A 23,620-nucleotide genomic window follows, 5' to 3' on the forward strand; every position below is an offset into this window, starting at 1 on the left:
ATTTTTTAAAAATTTTTAATAATAATACTTTACAAAAATTAAAAAATTAGTAGAATAAGAAGTAGTAAGAATCGTCTGATAAATATATAAAGAAAAACAGAATTATCAGAAAATTCTTTAATAGCTATCGTTAAGAATTAGGGAGGGTACAGAAAATGAAAAAGAAACAAATGAAAAAACTAACAGCAGTTGTAGCACCGGTTTTAGCAATGAGCATGGCGTTAACAGCATGTTCTACATCAGGTGGAGATAAGAAGACAAGCACGGATTCTAGCTCTAGTGGAGATAGTAAGTCAGGAGAAAAACTAGCAGCGAAACAAGTGTTGAATCGAACAGTAACACAAGAGATTCCAACGATGGATTCTTCAAAATCAACAGATACAGTATCTTCACAAATGCTAGGGAATACGATGGAAGGGTTATATCGTCTTGATAAAGATAATAAGCCTATTCCAGCTGCGGCAGAATCTAGCACGAAAAGTGAAGATGGTAAAAAATATACATTTAAACTACGTAAAGATGCAAAATGGTCAAATGGTGATCCAGTAACTGCGAAAGATTTCGTATATGCTTGGCAACGTCTATTAGATCCAAAATCAGCTGCTGAGTATGCATTTATCGCATTCCCGATTAAAAATGCAGAAGTGGTTAATAAAGGAGAAAAACCTGTAACTGAACTAGGAGTGAAAGCGGTAGATGATCTTACGCTTGAAGTTGAGTTAGAGCAAGCGGTACCGTACTTCTTAAACTTAGTAGCATTCCCATCATACTATCCATTAAACGAAAAGTTCGTAAAAGAAAAGGGCGAGAAGTTCGGGTTAGAGTCTGATACAACAGTTTATAATGGACCATTCGTTCTTAAAGATTGGAAGCATGAACAAGGATGGCAATTAAAGAAAAATGATCAATATTGGGATAAAAAGACTGTAAAACTTGAAGAAGTTAACTTCAGTGTTGTTAAAGAGGCTGCGACTTTAGTCAATTTATATGACAGCGGTCAAGTTGACTTTGCATTATTAAATGGAGAGTTCGTTGATAAATACAGAAGTAAGAAAGATGAATTCGGAACATATTCACAAGTGAGTACGTATTTCATTCGTATGAACCAAAAACGTGATGGACAAGATACACCATTAAAGAGCAAAAAATTGCGTGAAGCAATTGCGCTATCAATTGATAAAAAGAATTTAGCAAACGTAATTTTAAATGATGGATCAAAAGAAGCTGATTTCTTAGTACCAAAAGGCTTAGCGACTGGACCGGACGGTAAAGACTTCCAAGAAACATTTAAAAATGGTTTGAAACCAGACGCTAAAAAAGCTGCTGCAGCTTGGGAAGAAGCGAAAAAAGAACTTGGAAAAGATCAAATTACAATTGAATTCTTAAACTACGATACTGGTAATGCGAAAAAAGTTGGCGAATATATTAAAGACCAGATTGAGAAAAACTTAAAAGGTGTAACAGTTAACATTAAACTTCAACCATTTAAGCAAAAACTAAAATTAGAATCTGAGCAACAATATGATATTTCATACGGTGGTTGGAATCCAGATTATGCAGATCCAATGACATTCTTAGATATGTTTGAGTCTAAGCATTCTCATAACCAAATGAGCTTCTCAGATCCTAAATATGATGAAATGGTGAAAAAAGCTGGAACTGAATTAATGGGTGATGCGAAAAAACGTTGGGAAGAGTTAGGGAAAGCTGAAAAAACATTACTTGAAGAAGATGTAGCGATTGTACCTTTATATCAACGTGGAGATTCTTATGTTTTACAACCAAATGTAAAAGGTGTAGTAAAACATAATATCAGTCCAGAGTTTAGCTTTAAGTGGGCATATGTAACTGAAAAATAATAGAGTTGAAAAAGCATTTTAAAGTAGCTAAGCTACTTTGAAATGCTTTTTTTAGTGAGCTTAAAATACTAATTTTTAGTTCAGTTAAATAGAGAAGAATAAGGCGTATAGTACGGACATATAGTAGATGGGGGATAAATCATACTAAATTATGAAGATTAAAATCAGAATATTTAAAATAAAACTATTTACAAATGCGAAAAAAAGAGTAGAATAATATTAGTTATAATTTTCAGAAAACTAATCGTTAGCAAGGGGTCTCTCAAGGGTTGGTATTGTACATATAATTGGGGAGGATACAAAAATGAAGAGAAAAAAGATGAAAAAGTTAACAGCAGTTGTAGTACCAGTTTTAGCGATGAGCGTGGCATTGACAGCGTGCTCTGGGTCAGGTGGGGAGAAGAAAACGACTACTACATCTAATAGTGGGGAAGAGAAAAAATCTGAAATTAAATACGCAGCGAAACAAGTGTTAAATCGTACAGAACAACAGGAAATCCCGACGATGGATACTTCTAAATCCACTGATACGTTAGGGGCACAAATTTTAGGGAACACGATGGAAGGATTATATCGTCTTGATAAAGATAATAAGCCAATTCCAGCTGCAGCAGAATCTAGTACGAAAAGCGAGGATGGCAAAAAATATACATTTAAATTACGTAAAGACGCAAAATGGTCGAATGGTGACCCTGTAACAGCCAAAGATTTCGTATACGCATGGCAGCGCTTACTCGATAAGAATACAGCTGCAGAATATGCGTTTATTGCTTTCTATATTAAAAATGCAGAAGCAATTAATAAAGGTGAAAAAGCTGCAACAGAATTAGGAGCAAAAGCGGTAGATGATTATACACTAGAAGTAGAATTAGAAAAGCCGGTACCGTACTTCTTAAATTTATTAGCATTCCCGTCATACTATCCTTTAAATGAAAAGTTCGTAAAAGAAAAAGGAGAGAAATTCGGTTTAGAAGCAGATACAACATTGTATAACGGGCCATTTGTAATGGCATCGTGGAAACATGAACAAGGTTGGCAGCTGAAGAAAAATGATAAGTATTGGGATAATAAGACTGTGAAATTAGAAGAAATTAATTACAGCGTTGTAAAAGAAGTGGCTACAAAAGTAAATTTATATGATACAGGATCGATTGATTTCACACTATTATCAGGAGAATTCGTAGATAAATATAAAGCGAACAAAGAGGAATACGGTGAGTATTCAGAAGCAAGTACATTCTTCTTACGTTTAAATCAAAAGCGTAACGGACAAGATACCCCGTTAAAGAGCAAAAAACTTCGTGAAGCAATCGCATTATCAATTGATAAAAAAGGTTTAGCAAACGTTATATTAAATAATGGATCAAAAGCAACGGATCAATTGGTTCCAAAAGGGCTTGCGACAGGACCGGATGGTAAAGATTATCAAGATACATTTAAAAATGGTCTGAAATATGATACGAAAAAAGGCGCAGCAGCTTGGGAAGAAGCGAAAAAAGAACTTGGAAAAGATCAAGTTACAATTGAATTACTAAGCTATGATGATGGAACTGCGAAAAAGATTGCCGATTACTTTAAAGATCAAATTGAGAAAAACTTAAAAGGTGTAACAGTTACCACGAAAATTCAGCCATTCAAACAAAAATTAAAATTAGAGTCAGCGCAAGATTATGAAGTTTCGTTTGCAGGTTGGAGCCCAGATTATTCGGATCCAATGACATTTATTGATATGTTTGAATCGAAGAGCCCATATAACCAAATGAGTTATTCAAATCCAAAATATGATGAAATGGTACAAAAAGCAGGTAATGAATTATTGTCTGATCCGAAGAAGCGTTGGGAAACGTTAGGAAAAGCAGAGAAATTATTCCTTGAAGAAGATGCAGGATTAGTTCCTTTATATCAAACAGGAAGAGCGTACGTAATGAAGCCAAATGTAAAAGGAATCGTTAAACATAACATTAGTCCAGAATATAGCTTTAAGTGGGCGTATGTAACTGAGGATGGCGGAAAGAAATAACATGAAGCATTTCAAAAGCGGCTAATACGCTTTTGAAATGCTTTTTTGTATGGATAGGAGAATAAGGAGCATGGAAATTTTGAGAAATGTTGAGGTTGCTTTTAATATTCTACTGTAGGATGGTAGAAGGAATTCAATAATCGGATAGATGAATGATAGTTAGAGATTTCATTTTTATAAGAAAAATATAGAACTTAGCAATAGAGAAGAATAAGAAGGGATATGTTTACATATAGTAGACGGGGGATAATTCATATAGTAGTTAAAACCACAAGTTACTATAATAAAAAAATAAATATTTAGAAATTTTACAAAAATACTTTACAAAACTCAAAAAGATAGTAGAATATTAATTAATAAGAATTTTCTGATAACGAAAGTTAATAGAGAATCTCTAAATGTTAATATCGTACATATAATTGGGGAGGGTACAAAAAAATGAAGAGAAAAAAGATGACAAAATTAACAGCGGTTGTAGCACCAGTTCTAGTAATGAGTATGGCATTAACAGCTTGCTCGGGATCAGGGGAAAAAGAAAAGACGAACACAACGCCGAAAAGTAGTGAAAAAGAAGGCGGGAAATTAGCAGCAAAGCAAGTACTTAATTTAACAGAGAGCCAAGAGATTCCATCTATGGATTCAGCAAAAGCGACAGACCAGGTATCGTTTCTTGCTTTAAACAACGTAATGGAAGGTTTATATCGACTTGATAAAGATAATAAAGCAACACCAGGGGTTGCTGAATCATATAAAAAGAGTGATGATGGTAAAAAGTATACATTTACATTAAATAAAAATGCAAAATGGTCAAATGGAGACCCTGTAACAGCGAAAGATTTCGTGTTTGCTTGGAAACGTGCGGTGGATAAAAATACAGCAGCGGAATATGCATACATTATGTTTGATTTAAAGAACGCAAAAGCAATTAATGATGGGAAAGCACCACTTGATACGTTAGGTGTAAAAGCTGTAGATGACTACACATTAGAGGTAGAATTAGAAAATCCAGTTCCTTACTTTGTAGAATTAACTTCATTTGGAACATTCTATCCGTTAAATGAAAAATTCGTAAAAGAAAAAGGAGAAAAATACGGTTTAGAAGCAGATACAACGTTATACAACGGACCATTTACATTAACAGACTGGAAACATGAAGAAGGTTGGAAATTAAAGAAAAATGCACAATATTGGGATAATAAAACAGTTAAGTTAGATGAAATCAACTTTAACGTAGTAAAAGACAGCGGTACACGTGTAAACTTATATGAAAGCGGACAAATCGATCGTGCTGGACTTACGTCTGAAATGGTTGATAAATATAAATCAAATCCAGACTTCTATACACAAAAAACACCGTCAACGTACTTCTTACGTTTAAACCAAAAACGTGGTGGCAACGATACAGTGTTAAAGAGTAAAGATTTACGTTTAGCGATTGCGATGGCGTATGATAAAAAAGGCTTAACGAATGTTATTTTAAATGACGGATCTACACCTGCAGATTACTTAGTGCCAAAAGAATTTGCGAAAAGCCCAGATGGAAAAGACTTCCGTAAAGAAAATGGAGATATTTTAAAAACGGATGTGAAAAAGGCAAAAGAGCATTGGGAAAAAGCGAAAAAAGAGCTTGGAAAAGAGCAAGTAACGATTGAGCTATTAAACTACGATAGCGATAACGCGAAAAAAGTAGGGGAGTTCTTAAAAGGAGAGCTTGAGAAGAACTTACCGGGCTTAACAGTGAATTTGAAAAACCAACCGTTTAAACAAAAATTAAAATTAGAATCAGATCTAGATTATGATTTATCTTACGCTGGTTGGGGACCTGACTACTTAGATCCAATGACATTCATTGATATGTTCGTTACAAATGGACCTCATAACCAAACTGGATATTCCAATCCGAAATATGATGAAATTGTAGAAAAAGGTAAAGGCGAACTATTAACGAAAACGAAAGATCGCTGGGATAGCTTACTGAAAGCTGAGAAAATGTTACTTGAAGACGCAGCAATTGCACCATTATATCAACGTGGTGATGCTCTTGTTCAAAGACCGAAAGTAAAAGGTATTGTTCATCACCCAGTTGGTGGAGATTATAGCTACAAATGGGCATATATTTCTGATGATAAGTAAGAGAGAGGGCGCACAATGCGCCCTTTTTTTTATGCACTTTTCTTCCTTCTTGGAATATATAAAATAAAAAAGGGAGAATTCCATGGAACGAAATACTTACATCGATTTTCTAGCTTACTACGGAATAGGGAGTGCTCATCCTGGTGGTTTTACGTTAACAAAACAATTACTATCTCAATTGCCACTGAGACATGGAGCTAGTGTCCTTGAGATAGGTTGCGGCACGGGGAAAACAGCGGCGTATATGACAAAAGAATTGGGTTATAAAGTGACAGCGGTTGAAAAGAATGAAATTATGATTCAAAAGGCGAGAGATAGATGGTTGTTTGAAGGTTTAAATATACAATTGATTCAAGGCGATGTAGAAGGGTTACCGTGTTTAAATGATTCTTTTGAGCTTGTACTTGGAGAATCTATACTCGCTTTTACAAATAAAGAAAAGGTTATTTCGGAATGTTATCGTGTATTACAAAAGGATGGAAAGCTTGTTGTCATTGAAATGATTACCGAAAAACATATTGAGAAGAAAGAGGAGGAAAAGATTGGACAGTTATACGGTATGAAAGAAGTATTAACTGAGAATGAGTGGATTCATTTATTTAAAGCAGCAAATTTTAAAAGAATTACAATTGCGGGTGGCGGAACTATTGCAGAAACAGTTGCAGGACATATGGAAGAGCCAGAGTGGAATGTATCACCGTTTATTCCAGAAGAATTGTATGAAGCGTGGGTGCAACACGAACAAGTACTGCTTATGTATCAACATATTTTAGGACATCGTATTTTTATATGTGAAAAATAGAGAAAAAGAGTTGGCTAAAGATAGTCAACTCTTTACTATGTTAGATGAAAAATAATGCAGCCAAAGTAATTCCAAAAATAAAGCCAAATCCGAGTTCAAGGCCCCAGCCACCGCCGCAACTATTGCACCCACGACCGCCGCATCCACAGCCACTAAATCCACCACTGAATCCACCACCGCATCCAAATCCACAGTTATCACATCTGCTAATACCACCGCAAATATCACATCCGCCGTTTGAATATGCGTTATAGTATCCGAATCCTGTATCAAAAGATGAGCGTTGTTGCATTGGTTCAATCCAAACAGAATCGTTTGTTACATCGATTATTTTGCCTAAGTGAATGCGACCATCCCGATCTTCAATTCGAACAACTTTACCGAAATAACGTTGGCATGTATCATAACATCTTTTTCTATGCATGTTCTTTCCTCCTTCCGTATTACCGTAATACGATATGTAAGCAGGACAAGTGCGGCTTGTACGAATGACCTATCTCTCATAATTGTTATACGAAAGGGGAAATATGGATGGACACTAGGAAGTGCAATATTTCTTATGAAAAAGGGTAATGACACTTAAAAACTATTTGTGTTAATTATAGTAACTGTATTATTTAGTGTGTGAAGATAATAAATTCGTTTAAAGTGATCATGTACAAAAAATAATATGAAAAATCCCGATTGGTTAGATCTAATAATCAGCTGGAGCTGAAGAAAATTCTTTGGCGATGGAAAATTCACTTTATTCTATAGAATTTCTTTTCTTAATCCACTGATTCGAGGGAGGGAAGGATACATTTCCTAGGATGACAGCATCTTTTGCACCTGTAGCATTTGGAACGTTACTTGCGTTACCATGGTAGGTTTCATTTGCCAGAAGAGCGAATGCTACAGCTTCTTTAGCCTCCGAAGAGTATCCTAACTCTTCTTGGGTATAAATTTGAATTGATTCCCCAAGTAGTGATTGAATCATTTTTAGTAAAGTTTTATTATAGCTGCCACCACCTCCAATAATGACTTCATCGATTTTAACTTGTGGAAAGATAAATTTGTAATAGTTCTCTACAATGGATTTTGCTGTAAACATTGTTATAGTCGCTACTATATCGTGGCTTGAAAGCGAATTAAACTTATTTAATAGTATGTCAACATACTGCTTACCAAACAATTCTCTACCTGTTGTTTTTGGGGGAGGGCTCATAATATAAGGATGGTTTATACAGTATGATAAGAGCTGTTCATTTATTTTTCCTTGTTTCGCTAAATTACCACCTTCATCGTATTCTACGCTAAACAATTGGCGACATACCTCATCGATAATCATATTCCCAGGACCTGTATCAAAGGCATACAGATCATTTAGTGAAGCTTGCTTAGGCAAAACAGTTACATTCCCAATACCTCCTATGTTTTGTAACAATCTGCCCTTTGTTTCACTTCGATAAAGAATATATTCGGTATAAGGTACCAGAGGAGCGCCTTGTCCACCTGCTGCCATGTCCATAGTACGAAAGTTAGATATTACGGTTGTATTGGTTTCATAAGCAATTATCGAAGGTTCACCAATCTGTAGCGTTGAGGGTACCCAGTTTTGTTCTTGTAAAGGCTGATGGTAAATAGTTTGTCCATGGGATCCTATAAGGTCCAACTGTTCTAAAGGTAGTTTAGCTTTCTTGCAAACTTCCTTTGTAGCATCTGCAAATAATTTTCCGAGCTTAAAGTTTAAACTACAAATTAGTTGCACGTTAGATGTATCTACAGACAAAGACTGTATAATTTCTCCTTCAACATCTTTTGGGAAAGGATATGTTAGAAACTCAATCATTTCTATTTCCGTCCTTACGCCGCTATTATTCACACGTACAAGCGCAGCATCAATACCATCTAATGATGTTCCAGACATTAACCCAACAATGTACATTATCATTACACCTACTTTACATAGATTTTTAAGTTCCTTGTTAATTTCCTTTTACTCAATAGCATGAATTTCTTTCTGATCCGTATAGTTTATACTTTTGTAAGCGCTAACAATTATGTATTATACTCGCTAACATTCTAGTTGTATATACAGTTTTGAAATTTCATTTTAATTTTACGGAAAATAATTGAAATTTATTTTTAGTGGTGTTATAGTCGTATCAAAGAAAGCGATTAGATTACGAATGGTAGAGGGATGGTGTATATGATAGAACATTTAACAACGGAATGTCGCAATGAAAAGACTATGTTTTTAGATGAAATGAAAACGCTTAATTTACTGGAGGTGATGAATGAAGAAGACATAAAAGTTGCTTACTGTGTTCAAAAGGAACTTCCTCAAATTGCAAAGGCTGTAGAGATGATTGTTGCAGCAATGAAACAAGGAGGTAGATTAATCTATATAGGTGCTGGAACAAGTGGACGGATTGGATTGTTGGATGCTGTAGAATGTCCACCAACGTTTAACACTGATTCTAGTAAAGTAATAGGCCTAATCGCAGGTGGAGAAGGTGCATTTATTAAGGCGGTTGAAGGGGCAGAAGATAGTTTTACATTAAGCCTTAAAGATCTAAAGGAAATTCAATTAACTAGTAAGGATGTTGTAGTAGGTATTGCTGCAAGTGGGCGTACTCCTTATGTTATTGCAGGTTTAAATTATGCAAATCAACTTGGGGCAGGTACAGTTTCAATAAGTTGTAATAAAGAGTCAGAGATTGGAAAAATTGCCACAGTTGCTATTGAAGTTGTAAACGGACCAGAGGTACTGACGGGATCTACTCGCTTAAAAGCCGGAACGGCTCAAAAATTAGTATGTAACATGCTCTCGACAGCTTCTATGGTTGGAATTGGAAAAGTTTATGGGAACTTAATGGTAGATTTACAGTTAACAAATGAAAAGCTAGTTGAACGTGCAAAACGTATTATTATGGATGCCACTGAATGCAGTTACAAAGTGGCAGAAGAATACTTAGTAAAGGCAAATAATCAGCCTAAAATTGCTATTGTCATGATTTTGACAAATGTTTCTTATGAAGAAGCGGTAGAACGCTTAAAAGCAGCAGAAGGATTTATAAGAAAAGCGATTTAAAGTTTATTAAATAAAAAAGAAGTAGTAGGGGGAATAAAGATGAAGGTATTATTCGTATGTTCTGGTGGAATGTCAAGTGCAATTATTGTAAACGCTTTAAAAAAGGAAGGTGGAAAACAAGGGATAGATTTAGAGGTATTGGCAGTTGGTACTCAAGAATTTGATTTAGAAGTACGTAACGGTTGGGATGTTGCAATGGTAGCCCCACAAGTCAAACATCGCTTTGATAGTTTTAAAAACTCTGCAGATGAAGCAGGAGTACCATGTCAAGTAATCCCAGCTCAAGCGTATAGTCCTCTGGGTGGACCCACTCTATTAAAGTTAGTAAATGAACTAGTAAAGTAATAATCTAACAAATAGGTTTAACCATTAAATGGCTAAAGGGGAAAATGCAAATGAATAAGTTTATTGATTTTTTAGAAAATAATCTTTCAACACCCATGGCTAAATTGTCTGAGCAAAAACATTTACGTGCAATACGTGACGGGGTAGTTTCCGCTCTACCATTCATCATCTTCGGGAGCTTATTTCTTATTATTGCGTTCCCACCTGTAGCAGCAGATTCCACAATAGGTGAATGGGCAGCAAAACATGTCGCAGATATTTTAATACCCTATCGATTAACGATGTTTATTATGACCTTATATATTACTTTTGGAATAGGTTATAGTTTGTCTCAAAGTTATAAGTTAGATCCTCTATCAGGAGGATTACTATCGGTAGCTGCCTTCTTGTTTACAATAGGTGTAAAAATGATAGAGGGTGTAGGTTTTGTGTTGCCAATGTCAAATCTTGGCGGACATGGACTCTTTGTAGGGATGATTGTTTCCATATTTGCGGTTGAAACTTTACGTCTATGTAAGAACAAAAATATTACAATAAAAATGCCAGAGTCTGTTCCAGCTTCTGTAGCCCGTTCGTTTGAAGCGTTAATACCAGTTACAATCGTATTGGTTATCATGACATTAATTACAGTAGTCTTAGGTATTGATTTACATTCTCTTGTTGATAAAGCTGTTGCACCACTTATTAAAGCAGGAGATACATTACCAGGCGTATTAATTCCTGTCTTTTTAATAACATTCTTCTGGGCATTCGGTATTCATGGGGTATCAGTTGTAGGTGCTGTTGCTCGTCCAGTTTGGGAAGTTTACTTAGCTAATAATTCAGCAGCAGTTGCAGCTGGGGAGGCAATCCCTCACATAGCTCCTGAAACATTCTTCCAATGGTTTATTTGGATTGGTGGTTCTGGCGCAACATTAGGGTTAGTAATTGCTATGTTATTAACAGCAAAATCTAGTTATAGTAAGACGATGGCGAGAGCGACAATTGTTCCAAGCATATTTAACATCAATGAACCTGTTATTTTTGGGATGCCAATTGTACTAAATCCAATCTTAATTATTCCGTTTGTTATAACACCATTAATTGGTGCGACACTTGCGTACATCGCGACGTCAATAGGATTAGTTAATCCAACGTATGTAATGGTTCCATGGACATTGCCAGCCCCAATAGGTGCCTATCTTTCAACAGGCGGTGATTGGAGAGCAATTATTCTTGTATTAGTCAATCTTGCAATCTCAGTTACTATTTATCTACCATTCTTTAAAATGTATGATAAAAAGCTTTTAGAACAAGAAAATACAACAGAAACAACAGAAGACACGAACGTGGCCTTATAAAAATATCTGAAAGGAGTTTGGGACTAATTGCTTCAAGCTCCTTTTAATATGAAAAGAGAAGGGGGATAAAAATGAATTCAACATCCAAAATTCACTTTTTTAGTTACAAAAGTGCATTTTTACTTTTTAGTTTTATTCTTGTTTTTAATCTTATCTTTAATCCTTTAATGAATGTAGGTGGGATAGATAAACAATTGTCATTGTACCTAGGTAATACCTTTGCCTTCAGTGCAGGATTAACTGTTGTTATTACTTTGGTTGAAGGTAAGTTTAAAAACAAGAAACAAGCGTTAATTTTGTTCTTGTCTTTAATAGTAGTGAGTGCACTAATTTGTTACCCTATTGTCTATGCGTAAATGAAAAGAAAAAGTTCGTTATCTAAAATGAGGTGTTAGTGAAATGGAAAAGCAAAAAGGAATAAAAATTGCTACAATTGGTGGCGGATCCAGTTACACGCCAGAATTAATTGAAGGTTTCATTAAACGTTACGATGAGCTACCAGTTAGAGAAATTTGGTTAGTGGATATTGAGGAAGGAAGAGAAAAACTTGAAATTGTAGGGGCCTTAGCACGAAGAATGGTTGAAAAAGCAGGAGTTCCAATGGAAATTCATTTAACATTAGACCGTCGTCAAGCTTTACAGAGTGCTGATTTTGTGACAACGCAAATGAGAGTCGGTTTACTAGATGCTCGAGTTAAAGACGAACGTATTCCTTTACAACTGGGATTAATTGGACAAGAAACAAATGGTGCAGGTGGGCTATTTAAAGCATTACGAACAATCCCAGTGCTTCTAGAAATCGCAGAAGAAATGCAAGAACTTTGCCCAAATGCATGGTTAATTAATTTTACAAATCCTGCTGGAATGGTAACGGAGGCTCTTCTTCGTTACAGCAAGCATAAAAAGGTTATTGGTGTATGTAATGTGCCATTTAATATGCATATGTCTATTTCAAAAATGTTAGGTGTGGAGATGGGGAGAGTACATATTGATTTTGCTGGATTAAACCACATGGTGTTTGGGACACATGTGTACGTTGATGATCAGGAAGTGACAGAGAAAGTACTTGATATGCTAGGAAATCCAGAAATCCAAATGACAATGAAGAATATTGCACCTCTTCCTTGGAATCCAAGATTTTTGAAGTCATTAGGTGTAGTTCCTTGCCCATATCATCGTTATTATTACAAAACAAAGAATATTTTAGAAGAAGAATTAGAAGCATTTAAATCAGGGCAAACCCGTGCTGAAATTGTCAAAAAACTAGAGGAAGATCTATTTGATTTATACAAAGATGAAAAACTTGACATTAAACCTCCTCAATTAGAAAAACGAGGTGGTGCGTATTATAGTGACGCAGCGTGTAATGTTATTTCTTCTATTTATAATGATAAAAAAGACATTCAAGTATTAAATGTCCAGAACAAAGGATCCATTACCGAAATCGATTATGATTCAGCTGTCGAAGTCAGTTGTATTGTAACAAAAAATGGACCAGTTCCTATAACAATGGGGAAATTACCAGTTCAAGTTCAAGGGTTAATTCAACAAATCAAATCATTTGAAAGAGTAGGCGCTGAGGCAGCTGTAACAGGTTCTTATGATAAGGCTTTATTAGCCTTATCAATTAATCCGCTTATTCCAAGCGATGATTTAGCAGAAGCTGTATTACAGAAACTATTAAAAGCGCATAAAGAGTATTTACCACTATTTTTTAGATGATTAGAATACTAATAAATTTAATATTAAGGACTAATTGAAATCTGATATTCTCTGAAATATCGATTCCTTTAGAGAATGCCGTGTCTATAATTTATTACGATTAGGAGTGTTATGATATGTCAACAGAAATCAATAATAATGAAATGGAAATTTTTGAAATTATTTCTCACGGTGGAAATGCAAGAGGACTAGCTTATGAAGCATTAACAGCCGCAGAAGAATTTAACTTCGAAAGAGCGGAAGAACTTATCAACCAAGCTGGGGAAGAACTTAGCTTGGCTCATAGAACACAAACAAAGTTAATTCAAGCGGAATTGAATGGAGTTCAAAGTGAAAAAACATTGTTAATGATCCATGCTCAAGATCACTTAATGACAGCGATAAGTGAACAAAAGCTGATTGAACATATGATTCGCATTATAAAAAAACTAGCACCACAGCAATAATGAAGGATGTAGAAAGGTAAAGGTGGTTTAAAGATGAGAAAATTAGGTATTTCTATTTACCCGGAACATTCAACTATAGAAAAGGATAAAGAGTATATTGTACTGGCGCAAAAATATGGGTTCAAAAAAATCTTTACTTGCCTACTTTCGGTAGAAGGTGATAAAGAAAAAATTATTAAGGAATTTAAAGAAATAATTGAATTTGCAAATCAATTAGGCATGGAAGTAATGGTCGATATTTCTCCTCGAGTATTTGGGGATTTAGATATATCCTATGCTGATCTATCATTCTTTTCTGATTTAGGAGCGTATGGAATTCGTCTGGATATGGGGTTTACAGGGAATGAAGAGTCTATCATGACATATAATCCCTATAATTTAAAAATCGAAATTAATATGAGTAATGCAACGAATTATTTAGATAATATTATTGCTTATAAGCCTAATAAAGAGAATTTAGTAGGTTCACATAACTTCTATCCTCATCGTTATGCAGGATTAAGTTATGATCATTTTCTAAAGTGTTGTGAAAAATTTAAACTTCATAATATTCGAACGTCCGCATTCATCAGTTCGCACGCAGCAACTTATGGGCCTTGGCCAGTAACGGAAGGTTTATGTACACTTGAAATGCATCGTGAATTACCAATAGTAACGCAAGCGAAACACTTATTTGCAACAGAAGTAATTGATGATGTGATTATTGCTAACGCATATGCATCAGAGGTTGAATTAGAAGCGCTCGGTAAATTAAACCGTGAGCTATGTACGTTTAATGTAGAACTATATGATACGATTACAGAGTTAGAAAAAAAGATTGTGCTAGAAGAACCTCACTTCTATCGTGGAGACGTTTCAGAATATCTTATTCGCTCGACTCAATCACGTGTAAAATATAAACGAGAAGAATTTGAACCAACATATACCCCTGATATTAGAAGGGGAGATATTTTAATTGAAAATAAGCTATACGGACAATATAAAGGTGAACTGCAAATTGCATTGAAAAAAATGCAGAATTCAGGTAAAACAAATGTAGTTGGCAGGATAGTTGAGGAAGAAATTTTTCTCCTTGATTACCTAAATCCTTGGGAGAAATTCCAATTTTTAATTAAGTGATTTTATCGAAAAAAATCTCAAACCAAGGGGAAAGGAAGGAACAGAACGCTCCTTCCTTTTTTGGTTTATCCCACTATTCGAGGATAGGAATACTTTTACCTCAAAATTTGGTGGAAGCGAAGATGTTAGGTAGGAGGTAAACTACCTATAAAAGCTCGTTTGGTTAGGTGGAATAATCAATAGGGGATGAAGAAAACACCCACTGATTGAAGTTTTACTTTATGAATGAGGAGGAATCTATATGAATTATATTATCGGAGTAGACGGTGGTGGCACTAAAACTGAAGCAGTGGCTTATGATTTAACTGGTGAAAAAATAAGTGAAGGTAAAGCAGGATACGGAAACTTACTTTTAAATGAAGAGCAAGCTCTTATTAACATTATTGATGCTATTGCAAAATGCTTAGTTCCTTTGAAAAATGAAGAATGCCAGTATATATGCTTAGGGTTAGCGGGGTATGGAGGGGTTAAAAATACAAAAGGTATAAAAGATGCTCTTTCTGATGCGTTTAATATTCCATTTATGATTGTAAATGATGGAATTATTGCACATGCTGCTTTACTAAAGGGGAAAAATGGTATCTTAACAATTTCAGGGACAGGATCTGTTAGTATTGGAGTTCAAAATGATACTGAAAAATTGGCAGGTGGCTGGGGACATATTCTTGGTGATGAAGGAAGTGGCTATTGGATTGCTATGCAGGTTTTCATTAAAATGACGCAAGAAGAAGATGAGGGATTAAATTATAGTGACCTAACTAAGTTGATACTAACAAAACTTGGTTATCAGAGTGTGCTTGAGTTAAAAAAATTTATTTATTCCTCAACTAAGGCAGAGATTGCTTCTTTTGTTCCGATAATCGTTCAACAAGCAAAAGCAGGTGATGATTTTGCAAAGAATATTCTCAAACAAGCAGGCTGTCACCTTGCCAAGATTACGCTTGATGTTTGTGGAAAATTAAATTTTGACAACAATGTTACAATTGCTATTAAAGGAAGTGTGTTAACTAATATACAGATTGTACAAACTTCCTTTATTGAAAAAATTAAACAAGAAAAACCGGAAGTGCAATTTATTTTAGAAGATGTATCATCTACATTAGGCTGTTATTACTTAGCTCTGAAATATATGAGCTAATTAAAAGTTAAAGGGGCAATTCAATATGCATGTAGTGAATGTATTATTAAAAATTGAAAGTTTATTATATCAATTACCAAAATCTGAAAGGAAAATAGCGCAATATATTTTAAACAATCCACAAGAAGTTATTAGAATGACTATACATGAATTAGCTACTCATGCTAATGCGAGTAGCTCTGCGGTCACTAGGCTTTGTCGTTCTATTGAAATTTCTAGTTTTTCAGAGTTAAAGGTATCTTTATCATCGCATCTCTCATACCCAGAGAAGAAAGGTTTTTATGACATTGAACCAAATGAAACAATAACGGCTATTAAAGAAAAAATAGTTTCCAACTCTGTACAAGCGATACAAGAAACAGCACTTTATTTAGATGAAGTTGTTCTCAATCAAATAATTGAAGCTATGAGAAATGCAGATGTTATTTATGTTTATGGATTAGGAGCTTCATGGCTTGTTGCGGAAGATATTACTCATAAATGGTTACGTTTAGGAAAGATTGTAAGTGCATATCAGGATGCACATATCATGGCTACTGCACTTGCTGCATCAACAAAAAATTGTGTGTTTTTTAGTATATCCAATAGTGGAGAAACTGGAGAAGTACTGCGACTTGTTGATATTGCTAAAGCATCTGGTATTCAAACAATTGGATTGTCTCGATTTGGGAATAACAGATTAACCAATAAAGTTGATATGTCCTTACATCATGTTCGTGCACCAGAGGCTCAATTTCGTAGTGCAGCAACAAGTTCATTATTTGCCCAATTTCTGACTATTGACATAATCTTCTATGCATATGCATCAAAATATTATGATGAAAACATTAAGGAAATTGAACGTTCAAGAGAATCTGTATTAAGGTTCATAGGGAAAAAAAACACTAATTAAAGTTTCTTTTACTGTTGTATATCTTACGCGAAAGGGGAAATATACGAACAGGATACATAACGAGGAGGAAGAGAAATGAAATCTACAGACCAATTTCAGACGTACGAAGTTCCTTGGGAAGAATTTATTAAAGCATTGCGGGGGGAAATAAAGAAACAAGTAGGGGCGGATATTATTGATACGGTCGTATGTAATTTGAAAGATGGTTTTGAAGTGTATACATATATGCAAGGAGATTTGGATTTTGAATATAAGGAGGCGCTTGAAAGAAAATACGGAAGCGATGCGAAGATACCTAACTTACTAACGGTTATGCTGTTAGCTAGTATTTACAATACAAGTGAAGAGAATATACGTTTACATGCAGATCAAAAGGAAAATCCGATTGTTGAAGTGTATGTGAAGAAGTAAAGAGTGCGCTAATTATAGCGTGCTCTTTATTTTTTGTATTGAAAAGAAAATCAAACTTTAATGGTGGAATTTATAGCGGGAAAAGTATGAAAGCTATGCGTTATTTCAGATATATAATAAGGAAAAAACTCGAAATAAAATATGAGAGTAGTTCATTTTTGTTTACATAATGTAATTGTTGTGAACTGTTGTCCTAAAATACAAGTCATATATCTTGTTTCCCCTCATAAATTTAAACATAGGAATTTGTCTACAAAGGTGGCGAAGCCTCATCATGAAAATTCGAATTTGTGCCACGTTCATGTTTTTTCTATTTATATGTTTACCTTTTTCAGCTTTTGCAAAAGGAGAGGAGGCGAAGGAAAGGGTCGTTTCACTTGTATATGATGATTCGGGCAGCATGAGAAATAACGATCGCTGGAAGTATGCCAATTACGCCTTGCAAAGTTTAGTTGCGCTATTAGATGAGAAAGATAAATTTTCTTACGTTCCAATGAGTAAGCCAAATGATCCGTTAAACATTTCGTTAACAAAGGATCAAAGGCAAACAGAAATTAATGGAATCGGCGCGTGGAAAACATATTTAAATACTCCATTTAGCGCAGTAGAAACGGCGATGCAATCTATAAAGAAGGAAGCAGATATAGATGGGAAACGTGAATTTTGGCTTATTGTATTAACTGACGGGGCATTTAATGATTTGGAGAAAGATAAGGTTGGCGGAAAAGAACAAATTACACAGAAGTTAGCACAGTTTAAGAAAGAGATGGATTCTAAAAAGATCTCTTTGCACCCAGTCTTAATCACGATGGAAGAGGATTTAGGACAGCAAGAAAAAGAGCAGTTAAATACGTTTAAAGAGATTTGGAAAACAGAAATGAATGGAGTTGTCATGCCGTCTAGCGGTGAGGATGGTATTGTACAAAGTGTGAATCAAGTGGCAGCATTAGTTGCAAATCGTGATCCATTTTCTTCTGTTGAATCGATTGTCAAAACGAAAATAGTAGGGAAAAAAGTAGAGATTACAACACCGTTTCCATTAAAGCGTATGACGCTTGTACGACAATCACCTTCTTTGTCTAATTATAAAGTTATGCAACTTTCCAAACCGTTACAATTGCAGTCTTCTTTTTCCATACATGCACCAGGAGAAGCTAAATTATTCGGAAATATAGTGCATGTAAGTACAGCGAATCAGGAAGTGATTAAGCCAGGGACATATACGATCGAAGTGGATCAGGACATTGAGAAAGAGGGATTACAAGTACTTGTTGAACCAGCGCTTAACTATACTGTTTCTACGTATGACAAAGATGATAAAGATAGAAAAAATGTTGAGAAAATGTATGAAGGTGTGACAGCTGTTATTGAAGCGAAACCTACTGAATTACCAATTCAAACTTCTTATTTCGAAGCAGAAGTAGAAATAGACGGAAAGCAGTATCCGATGAAGTGGGATGATAAAAGACATGTGTTTTATTACGAGACAAAAGTTGGTAAAGAGTTAGTACGCGGGAAAGTCCATATGAATATAAAGGGATTTTATAGACAGACGAAAGAATTCAAGATTGAACCAGCTGAAAAACCAAAATTAACACTTCAAGCTGTTACGAAAGATTATGAAGAAAAGGTAACAAATTTAGAAAATAGTAAACCATTTATTTTACAGCCACAGTTAAATGGTAAACCGATGACAGAAGAGGCTGTAAAGAAACTATTAAAATCTACTGGTGTCACATCGAATCAATCGATCAACTATGAATTAAAACAGCATGGTAGTCAAGTTTATGTTTATCCTCGACCTTATTACTCCGACACATTCAATTTTACAGATACCGGCACCGTAGAGGCTACCATCACGATCAATGATTCAACATTACAAGAAGTAAAGGAAAAAATCGTACTGCACATTGAAAATGCGCCTTTTTTTGAGAAGTATGCGCTCGTTTTTAAATTTGTAATTCCTATCACTTTATTACTTTTAATAGTAGGAATTATTATTTTAGGATGGATTGTTCGTCCGAGATTTCATAGGAAAGCATTACTATATTACGAATGGGATCAAGAAGTAGCGAAAGATTGGCTTTATCAATCTGAACCAGAGTTACTTAAAAATAAATGGTGGAAGCACTATTTTGGCATTCCATTCCGAGCAGAAAGAAAGACTGTGCAATCTGTAACATTAATAGCGAAAAAGGGATCGAAATCTATATTTGTAGCAAAAGAATCGCAAGTGGTTGGGATGATTATTGATGGGATGTTTATAACAGAGGAAGAGGTAGGAATGGAGCATAAGACGTTGTATCCAAATGAACTTTTAGTAATTGATAGAGGATATGGTAAGGAGATTTACCGGTACGAATGTGAATAGTAGATAGGGTGTAAGAGGGGTGGAGGAGGCCCGGCTCTCTTTATTCTTCTTTTCAAACAAGCAAGAATAGGAAGGTGGTTCACATGACATTACAAGTTCCAACAATTTTAATTGGTTTAGGTGGAATCGGTAGTACTGTCACACATCAAATATATGAAAGATTACCTGAGGAGCGTCGTAAAAAGGTAGCGATGCATGTATTTGATACAGATGTGAATACATTGAGTAAATTTGATCATATTCGGAAGTTTAAGACGCAAACGAGCTCGAGTAAAACACCGAGAGAGTATATTGCGGGAGATCCAACGATTCCAGAGTGGTTTCCAATGGATCCGACTATACTGGATAAACCGTTAACAGAAGGGGCCGGACAGTTACGCGTCATTTCACGGTTAGCGTTACGTGCTGCGATGAAAGAAGATAAACTCACATCGTTTTGGCAAGAAATCGAGAAGATTTTTCCAGTTACAAGTGATCAGACGGAATATGGTGTACGTGTCATTATTGTAACATCACTAGCTGGCGGAACAGGCTCAGGGATGTTTTTACAAATCGCATTATATTTGCGTGAAATGCTCCGGAAAAAATTGCAGCATCACAACATTTTAATTCGCGGTGCGTTTTTAATGCCAGATGTTTTAGTTAAGACGAGAACGGTTAGTGCGAAAGAGTTTGAAACTGTGCAAGCGAATGGTTACGCATCGTTAAAAGAGTTGCACGCTATTACGCTCGGGTCGACTGGTGAATTATCAAAACGAGGCGGCGTAACGATTGAATTAGAATATCGTCCTGATCAAGTGGATGAAGATGGAAGAACAAATCATACGATAAAGCAGCATCATTTACCGTACAATTATTGTTTCTTATATGATTATGAAAATTTACATGGGCACCATTTGCACAATTTATCAGATTATATGGAGCAAATGGCAAATACGATTTATTTACAGTTATTCAGTCCAATGTCTGCAAATCATTTTGCGCAAGAAGATAATCAAATTCAGCAATTGGCAGAATCGAGTGGGAAAGGAAGATATTGCGGAGCAGGAACGGCGAAGCTCATTTATCCGTATGAGCACGTTTTGAAATACTGTGCTTTAAAATGGGCGGTGCAAGGTTTAGATGAATCTTGGCTTCATTTAGATCAACTGTTTCAAGAGAAGAAGCAAAGATATGATCAAGATGTAAAGCGCGGTATGCAGCGTGAAAAGCCAGAGCGCGGGAAAAGTTATTTAGAAGATTTAGAGCATCTTGCTACTCGTCCAGAACAGGCCCATATTTTTTATAGACAAATGTTCAATGAGACGCGCGAAGGGGCAGAGGTCGGTAAGGTCGGTGTTGCAAAATCAAAATTGTTTTTAGATGCTGTCGAAAGCTACGTACACCGTACAGTGCAAAAAGATGAAGAATTAAACCGCCTGCAGCATGAGTGTAAAATATCGGCTGCGAAACTGAAAATGATGGAACAAATGAAAGGTGAAGTAGCGAGAGTTGATCATGCGGTTCGTTTATATGCTTATGCGATTCCGAGCCGTGTACATGAGCATGTGACTACACTTTTATATGACATGGTCGAATCAGACCGCTTTATACCGAGTGGCTCAGAAGGACAGTCTTATCAATTAAATACATGGTTTTTAAAGAAAACGGATCCGGTTCATCCAGTCGCAGCACGTTTTATGCTGTATGAAATTCGTAAGCAGTTAGTAGAGAAGATGAATCGACTGCATGAAAATAATGAACAAAAGCGTAATTTAATTCAAAACTACGATAAGAAATTTAATGTGAGTAATATTGATGGAACGGTAACGGCTGTTCGCCGCGTTGAAATTGCTCAGCAACAAGGCTGGGTCGGGAAAATGTTTTATAATCAGCAACGTTTGTTCAAAAAAGAATTTGAAGATATCGTAACGCAATATGTGCATAAATTAAGTGAGTATCGTAAAGAAATGTTGTTAGAACTCGTGTATCAATCGCTATACCAAGCAGTTGATAAAATGATCCAATATTGGGAAAGATTCTTTGATAATTTACACGAAACACGTGAAAATTTATTGTTTGAAATCCAAAAGCGAAGCAAGGAATTTGAGGGGAAAACGAACCCGACGAATGTATACGTATTAGCTGAAGAGAAATTGCAAGAAAAGATTTGGCAAGATATGCAGCAACATTTAAATTTAGGTGTATTACCGAAAGATATATCGGCTGAAATTTATATGAGCTTGTACGGGGAATATTGTCGTGATGCGAAAGCCGAAGAAATTCAGTCGAAAAAGGTGGAAGACTTCTATCGTGAACATATATTGAGTTATTGTTATGACGAACTTCAAGTGCGCTATCGTGACAAACTAGAGCTTAATATCGTTGAAGCATTGCGAAAAGAAGCAGATTTCAAGAAACGTGATCGTGATGAATACGTTCGTGAAAAAATTGAAGATCTTTTCCATTTAGCAAGTCCGTTCGTTCCGAAAGTTTCTCATCATAGAGAGTTACAATATTGGGGCGTACATCCTTCTTTAAAACAAGAATTGCAAGAAGAGTTATTGCAAGAAATGTTTAAAGAAAAAGATACGGTAAACGAGGCGTTTTCACCATTTGAAGTGATTTGTTATCGTGCTCATTACGGATTATCGCTACAAGATTTTCCTAAGCTTTCATCTGGACATATTGCGAATGGTTTTATGAACGATAAAGGTGATTATTTTCAATCGTATTATCGCCGCGTGAACAAATTAAATAGTAAAAAATCTAGTTTGACGCCGCATTTAGATAAATATTGGCACTTACCAGCCTTTATGCCAGACTTGAATGCAACGCAAACGAAGTTAGATTACGATAAATGTAATCGTGCTCTTCTATACGCGTATATGTATCGCTGGATTAGCTTAGTTGCTGTTGATGGGCAATTCGTGTATCAATATAACGGTGTCGGCCGTAGCTTTTTAATCCAGTCGATGGGGAAAAATATTTCAAGCGAAAGTTATAAGTTGCACAGAGCATTGCTTCATAATCCGTTTATTTATGAAAATATCTTGTCCAGGTTTGAAGAAGAGCAAGAAAAGGCAATGATACAAGGTGGACATTTATATACACATGCATTTGTATTAGGTGCTCAAGATATTAGATGGCTTCGTAAAGAGCATGTCCATAATATTTTAGATATGATTTTAATGTATGATCGTGAGGCAAAATATGACCCGACGTTAGAAGAAACATCTGACGATTTGTTAAGGCTATTCCTTGATGAAATTGAGTTGTATTTCCAAAACTATTACGGAACAGGTGCAGATATGGTTGCAAAGAAAGAAAAAGAGATGTTTATGAAACAATTGTGGGATCGTTCGTATGCGAAAGGGTATGTGGATCCAAATAGTGCGCCTTATAAAAAATGGCAAAATGTATTACATGTTCCCGATGAAGAAGAAGTGCCAAAAACGAATGTATAATGAGTGAAAAGGGAATCCTTAAGAATGGCAATACAACTTTAGAAATGAGGGATTCCGATGCCGTTTTTAGGAAGTGTATACCAAATATTTGGATTATATCCAGAAATTTATCATGCGATGATTTCAGCAGAGCTGCAAGAAGAAGCTCAAAAGGAACATATCGATAATAATAGTACAGAAATTGAAGCGGAAGAATAAAGTGCAGATGAACATCTGCGCTTTTTTTATTGTCTTAGGTGAAAATACTGTTTGCAATTTGTAGGGAAGTTAATCGGTCTAACAAGATGAGTAATTATTTCTGTATAACGAATCGACTGGTTTTATCTTGTTTGTATATGGGGATTTCATTGAGTCTGATGTATAAAAATGAATTCTGAAATAATATAAAATGTATTGAAATGGTAATTAACAGTGTTTTCAAGTGGTATCGTATATTTTGGAATACTATTTTATTTATAATTATTCGATGTGGGTGAATTAATTATATTGTTGACAATATAATT

Annotated in this window: 19 protein-coding genes; 17 read left to right on the plus strand and 2 right to left on the minus strand. The window is 35.3% G+C overall.

All coding sequences use genetic code 11. The features are described from left to right. Positions 1 to 155: 155 nt before the first annotated feature. The 4 genes from V7038_RS15285 to V7038_RS15300 all read left to right on the plus strand — a co-directional run bounded on the left by V7038_RS15285 (position 156) and on the right by V7038_RS15300 (position 6,814). Positions 156 to 1,859: a peptide ABC transporter substrate-binding protein gene (locus V7038_RS15285; protein WP_070139800.1), complete on the plus strand. Its 1,704-nt coding sequence runs from the start codon at positions 156 to 158 to the stop codon at positions 1,857 to 1,859. Positions 1,860 to 2,163: 304 nt separating this feature from the next. Then, positions 2,164 to 3,879, plus strand: a complete 1,716-nt coding sequence (locus V7038_RS15290; protein WP_070139799.1) for a peptide ABC transporter substrate-binding protein — start codon at positions 2,164 to 2,166, stop codon at positions 3,877 to 3,879. Between the two features lie 438 nt (positions 3,880 to 4,317). Continuing rightward, positions 4,318 to 6,012 (plus strand): peptide ABC transporter substrate-binding protein, encoded by a 1,695-nt coding sequence (locus tag V7038_RS15295; RefSeq protein WP_070139798.1) that lies wholly within the window; start codon positions 4,318 to 4,320, stop codon positions 6,010 to 6,012. 82 nt (positions 6,013 to 6,094) lie between these two features. Continuing rightward, a complete protein-coding gene (locus tag V7038_RS15300; RefSeq protein ID WP_002111109.1) occupies positions 6,095 to 6,814 on the plus strand; it encodes a class I SAM-dependent methyltransferase in 720 nt (239 codons plus the stop codon). Positions 6,815 to 6,854: 40 nt separating this feature from the next. Here the strand turns inward: V7038_RS15300 and V7038_RS15305 are convergent, their stop codons facing one another. Continuing rightward, positions 6,855 to 7,238 carry a hypothetical protein gene (locus V7038_RS15305; protein ID WP_002111108.1) on the minus strand — a complete coding sequence of 128 codons (384 nt, stop codon included), beginning with the start codon at positions 7,236 to 7,238 and terminating at the stop codon, positions 6,855 to 6,857. Between the two features lie 321 nt (positions 7,239 to 7,559). Further along, on the minus strand, positions 7,560 to 8,738 hold the full coding sequence (anmK, locus tag V7038_RS15310; RefSeq protein WP_070139797.1) for an anhydro-N-acetylmuramic acid kinase AnmK: 1,179 nt from the start codon (positions 8,736 to 8,738) through the stop codon (positions 7,560 to 7,562). Between the two features lie 264 nt (positions 8,739 to 9,002). Here anmK and murQ point away from each other — a divergent pair, with 264 nt between their 5' ends. From murQ to V7038_RS15375, 13 genes are all read left to right on the plus strand, one after another. Continuing rightward, positions 9,003 to 9,887 (plus strand): N-acetylmuramic acid 6-phosphate etherase, encoded by an 885-nt coding sequence (gene murQ, locus V7038_RS15315; protein WP_002199706.1) that lies wholly within the window; start codon positions 9,003 to 9,005, stop codon positions 9,885 to 9,887. 39 nt (positions 9,888 to 9,926) lie between these two features. After that, entirely contained in the window at positions 9,927 to 10,232 is a 306-nt protein-coding gene (locus V7038_RS15320) for a PTS sugar transporter subunit IIB (RefSeq protein WP_002111105.1), read from the plus strand. A 50-nt stretch (positions 10,233 to 10,282) separates the two neighbouring features. Then, positions 10,283 to 11,572, plus strand: coding sequence for a PTS sugar transporter subunit IIC (locus V7038_RS15325; RefSeq protein WP_033714005.1), 1,290 nt, complete (start codon positions 10,283 to 10,285; stop codon positions 11,570 to 11,572). A gap of 71 nt (positions 11,573 to 11,643) precedes the next feature. Continuing rightward, complete coding sequence (locus V7038_RS15330; RefSeq protein ID WP_002111103.1) at positions 11,644 to 11,928, plus strand: hypothetical protein; 285 nt, start codon at positions 11,644 to 11,646, stop codon at positions 11,926 to 11,928. Between the two features lie 43 nt (positions 11,929 to 11,971). After that, positions 11,972 to 13,294 carry a 6-phospho-beta-glucosidase gene (locus V7038_RS15335; protein WP_002111102.1) on the plus strand — a complete coding sequence of 441 codons (1,323 nt, stop codon included), beginning with the start codon at positions 11,972 to 11,974 and terminating at the stop codon, positions 13,292 to 13,294. A 116-nt stretch (positions 13,295 to 13,410) separates the two neighbouring features. Then, positions 13,411 to 13,740, plus strand: coding sequence for a PTS lactose/cellobiose transporter subunit IIA (locus V7038_RS15340; protein WP_000102498.1), 330 nt, complete (start codon positions 13,411 to 13,413; stop codon positions 13,738 to 13,740). Positions 13,741 to 13,773: 33 nt separating this feature from the next. After that, a complete protein-coding gene (locus V7038_RS15345; protein ID WP_070139794.1) occupies positions 13,774 to 14,859 on the plus strand; it encodes a DUF871 domain-containing protein in 1,086 nt (361 codons plus the stop codon). Between the two features lie 241 nt (positions 14,860 to 15,100). Next, positions 15,101 to 15,997, plus strand: coding sequence for a BadF/BadG/BcrA/BcrD ATPase family protein (locus tag V7038_RS15350; protein WP_002111100.1), 897 nt, complete (start codon positions 15,101 to 15,103; stop codon positions 15,995 to 15,997). Positions 15,998 to 16,022: 25 nt separating this feature from the next. Beyond that, positions 16,023 to 16,889, plus strand: a complete 867-nt coding sequence (locus V7038_RS15355; protein ID WP_002111099.1) for a MurR/RpiR family transcriptional regulator — start codon at positions 16,023 to 16,025, stop codon at positions 16,887 to 16,889. Positions 16,890 to 16,964: 75 nt separating this feature from the next. Next, on the plus strand, positions 16,965 to 17,300 hold the full coding sequence (locus tag V7038_RS15360; protein WP_002111098.1) for a hypothetical protein: 336 nt from the start codon (positions 16,965 to 16,967) through the stop codon (positions 17,298 to 17,300). 274 nt (positions 17,301 to 17,574) lie between these two features. Continuing rightward, entirely contained in the window at positions 17,575 to 19,671 is a 2,097-nt protein-coding gene (locus V7038_RS15365; protein ID WP_070170492.1) for a vWA domain-containing protein, read from the plus strand. Between the two features lie 83 nt (positions 19,672 to 19,754). Then, complete coding sequence (locus V7038_RS15370; RefSeq protein WP_002111096.1) at positions 19,755 to 23,117, plus strand: tubulin-like doman-containing protein; 3,363 nt, start codon at positions 19,755 to 19,757, stop codon at positions 23,115 to 23,117. A 57-nt stretch (positions 23,118 to 23,174) separates the two neighbouring features. Next, a complete protein-coding gene (locus V7038_RS15375) occupies positions 23,175 to 23,315 on the plus strand; it encodes a phosphonate ABC transporter permease (protein ID WP_002111095.1) in 141 nt (46 codons plus the stop codon). Positions 23,316 to 23,620 lie beyond the last annotated feature (305 nt).

It is taken from the genome of Bacillus sp. JJ783 (assembly GCF_036963225.1).
Taxonomy (GTDB): domain Bacteria; phylum Bacillota; class Bacilli; order Bacillales; family Bacillaceae_G; genus Bacillus_A; species Bacillus_A cereus_U.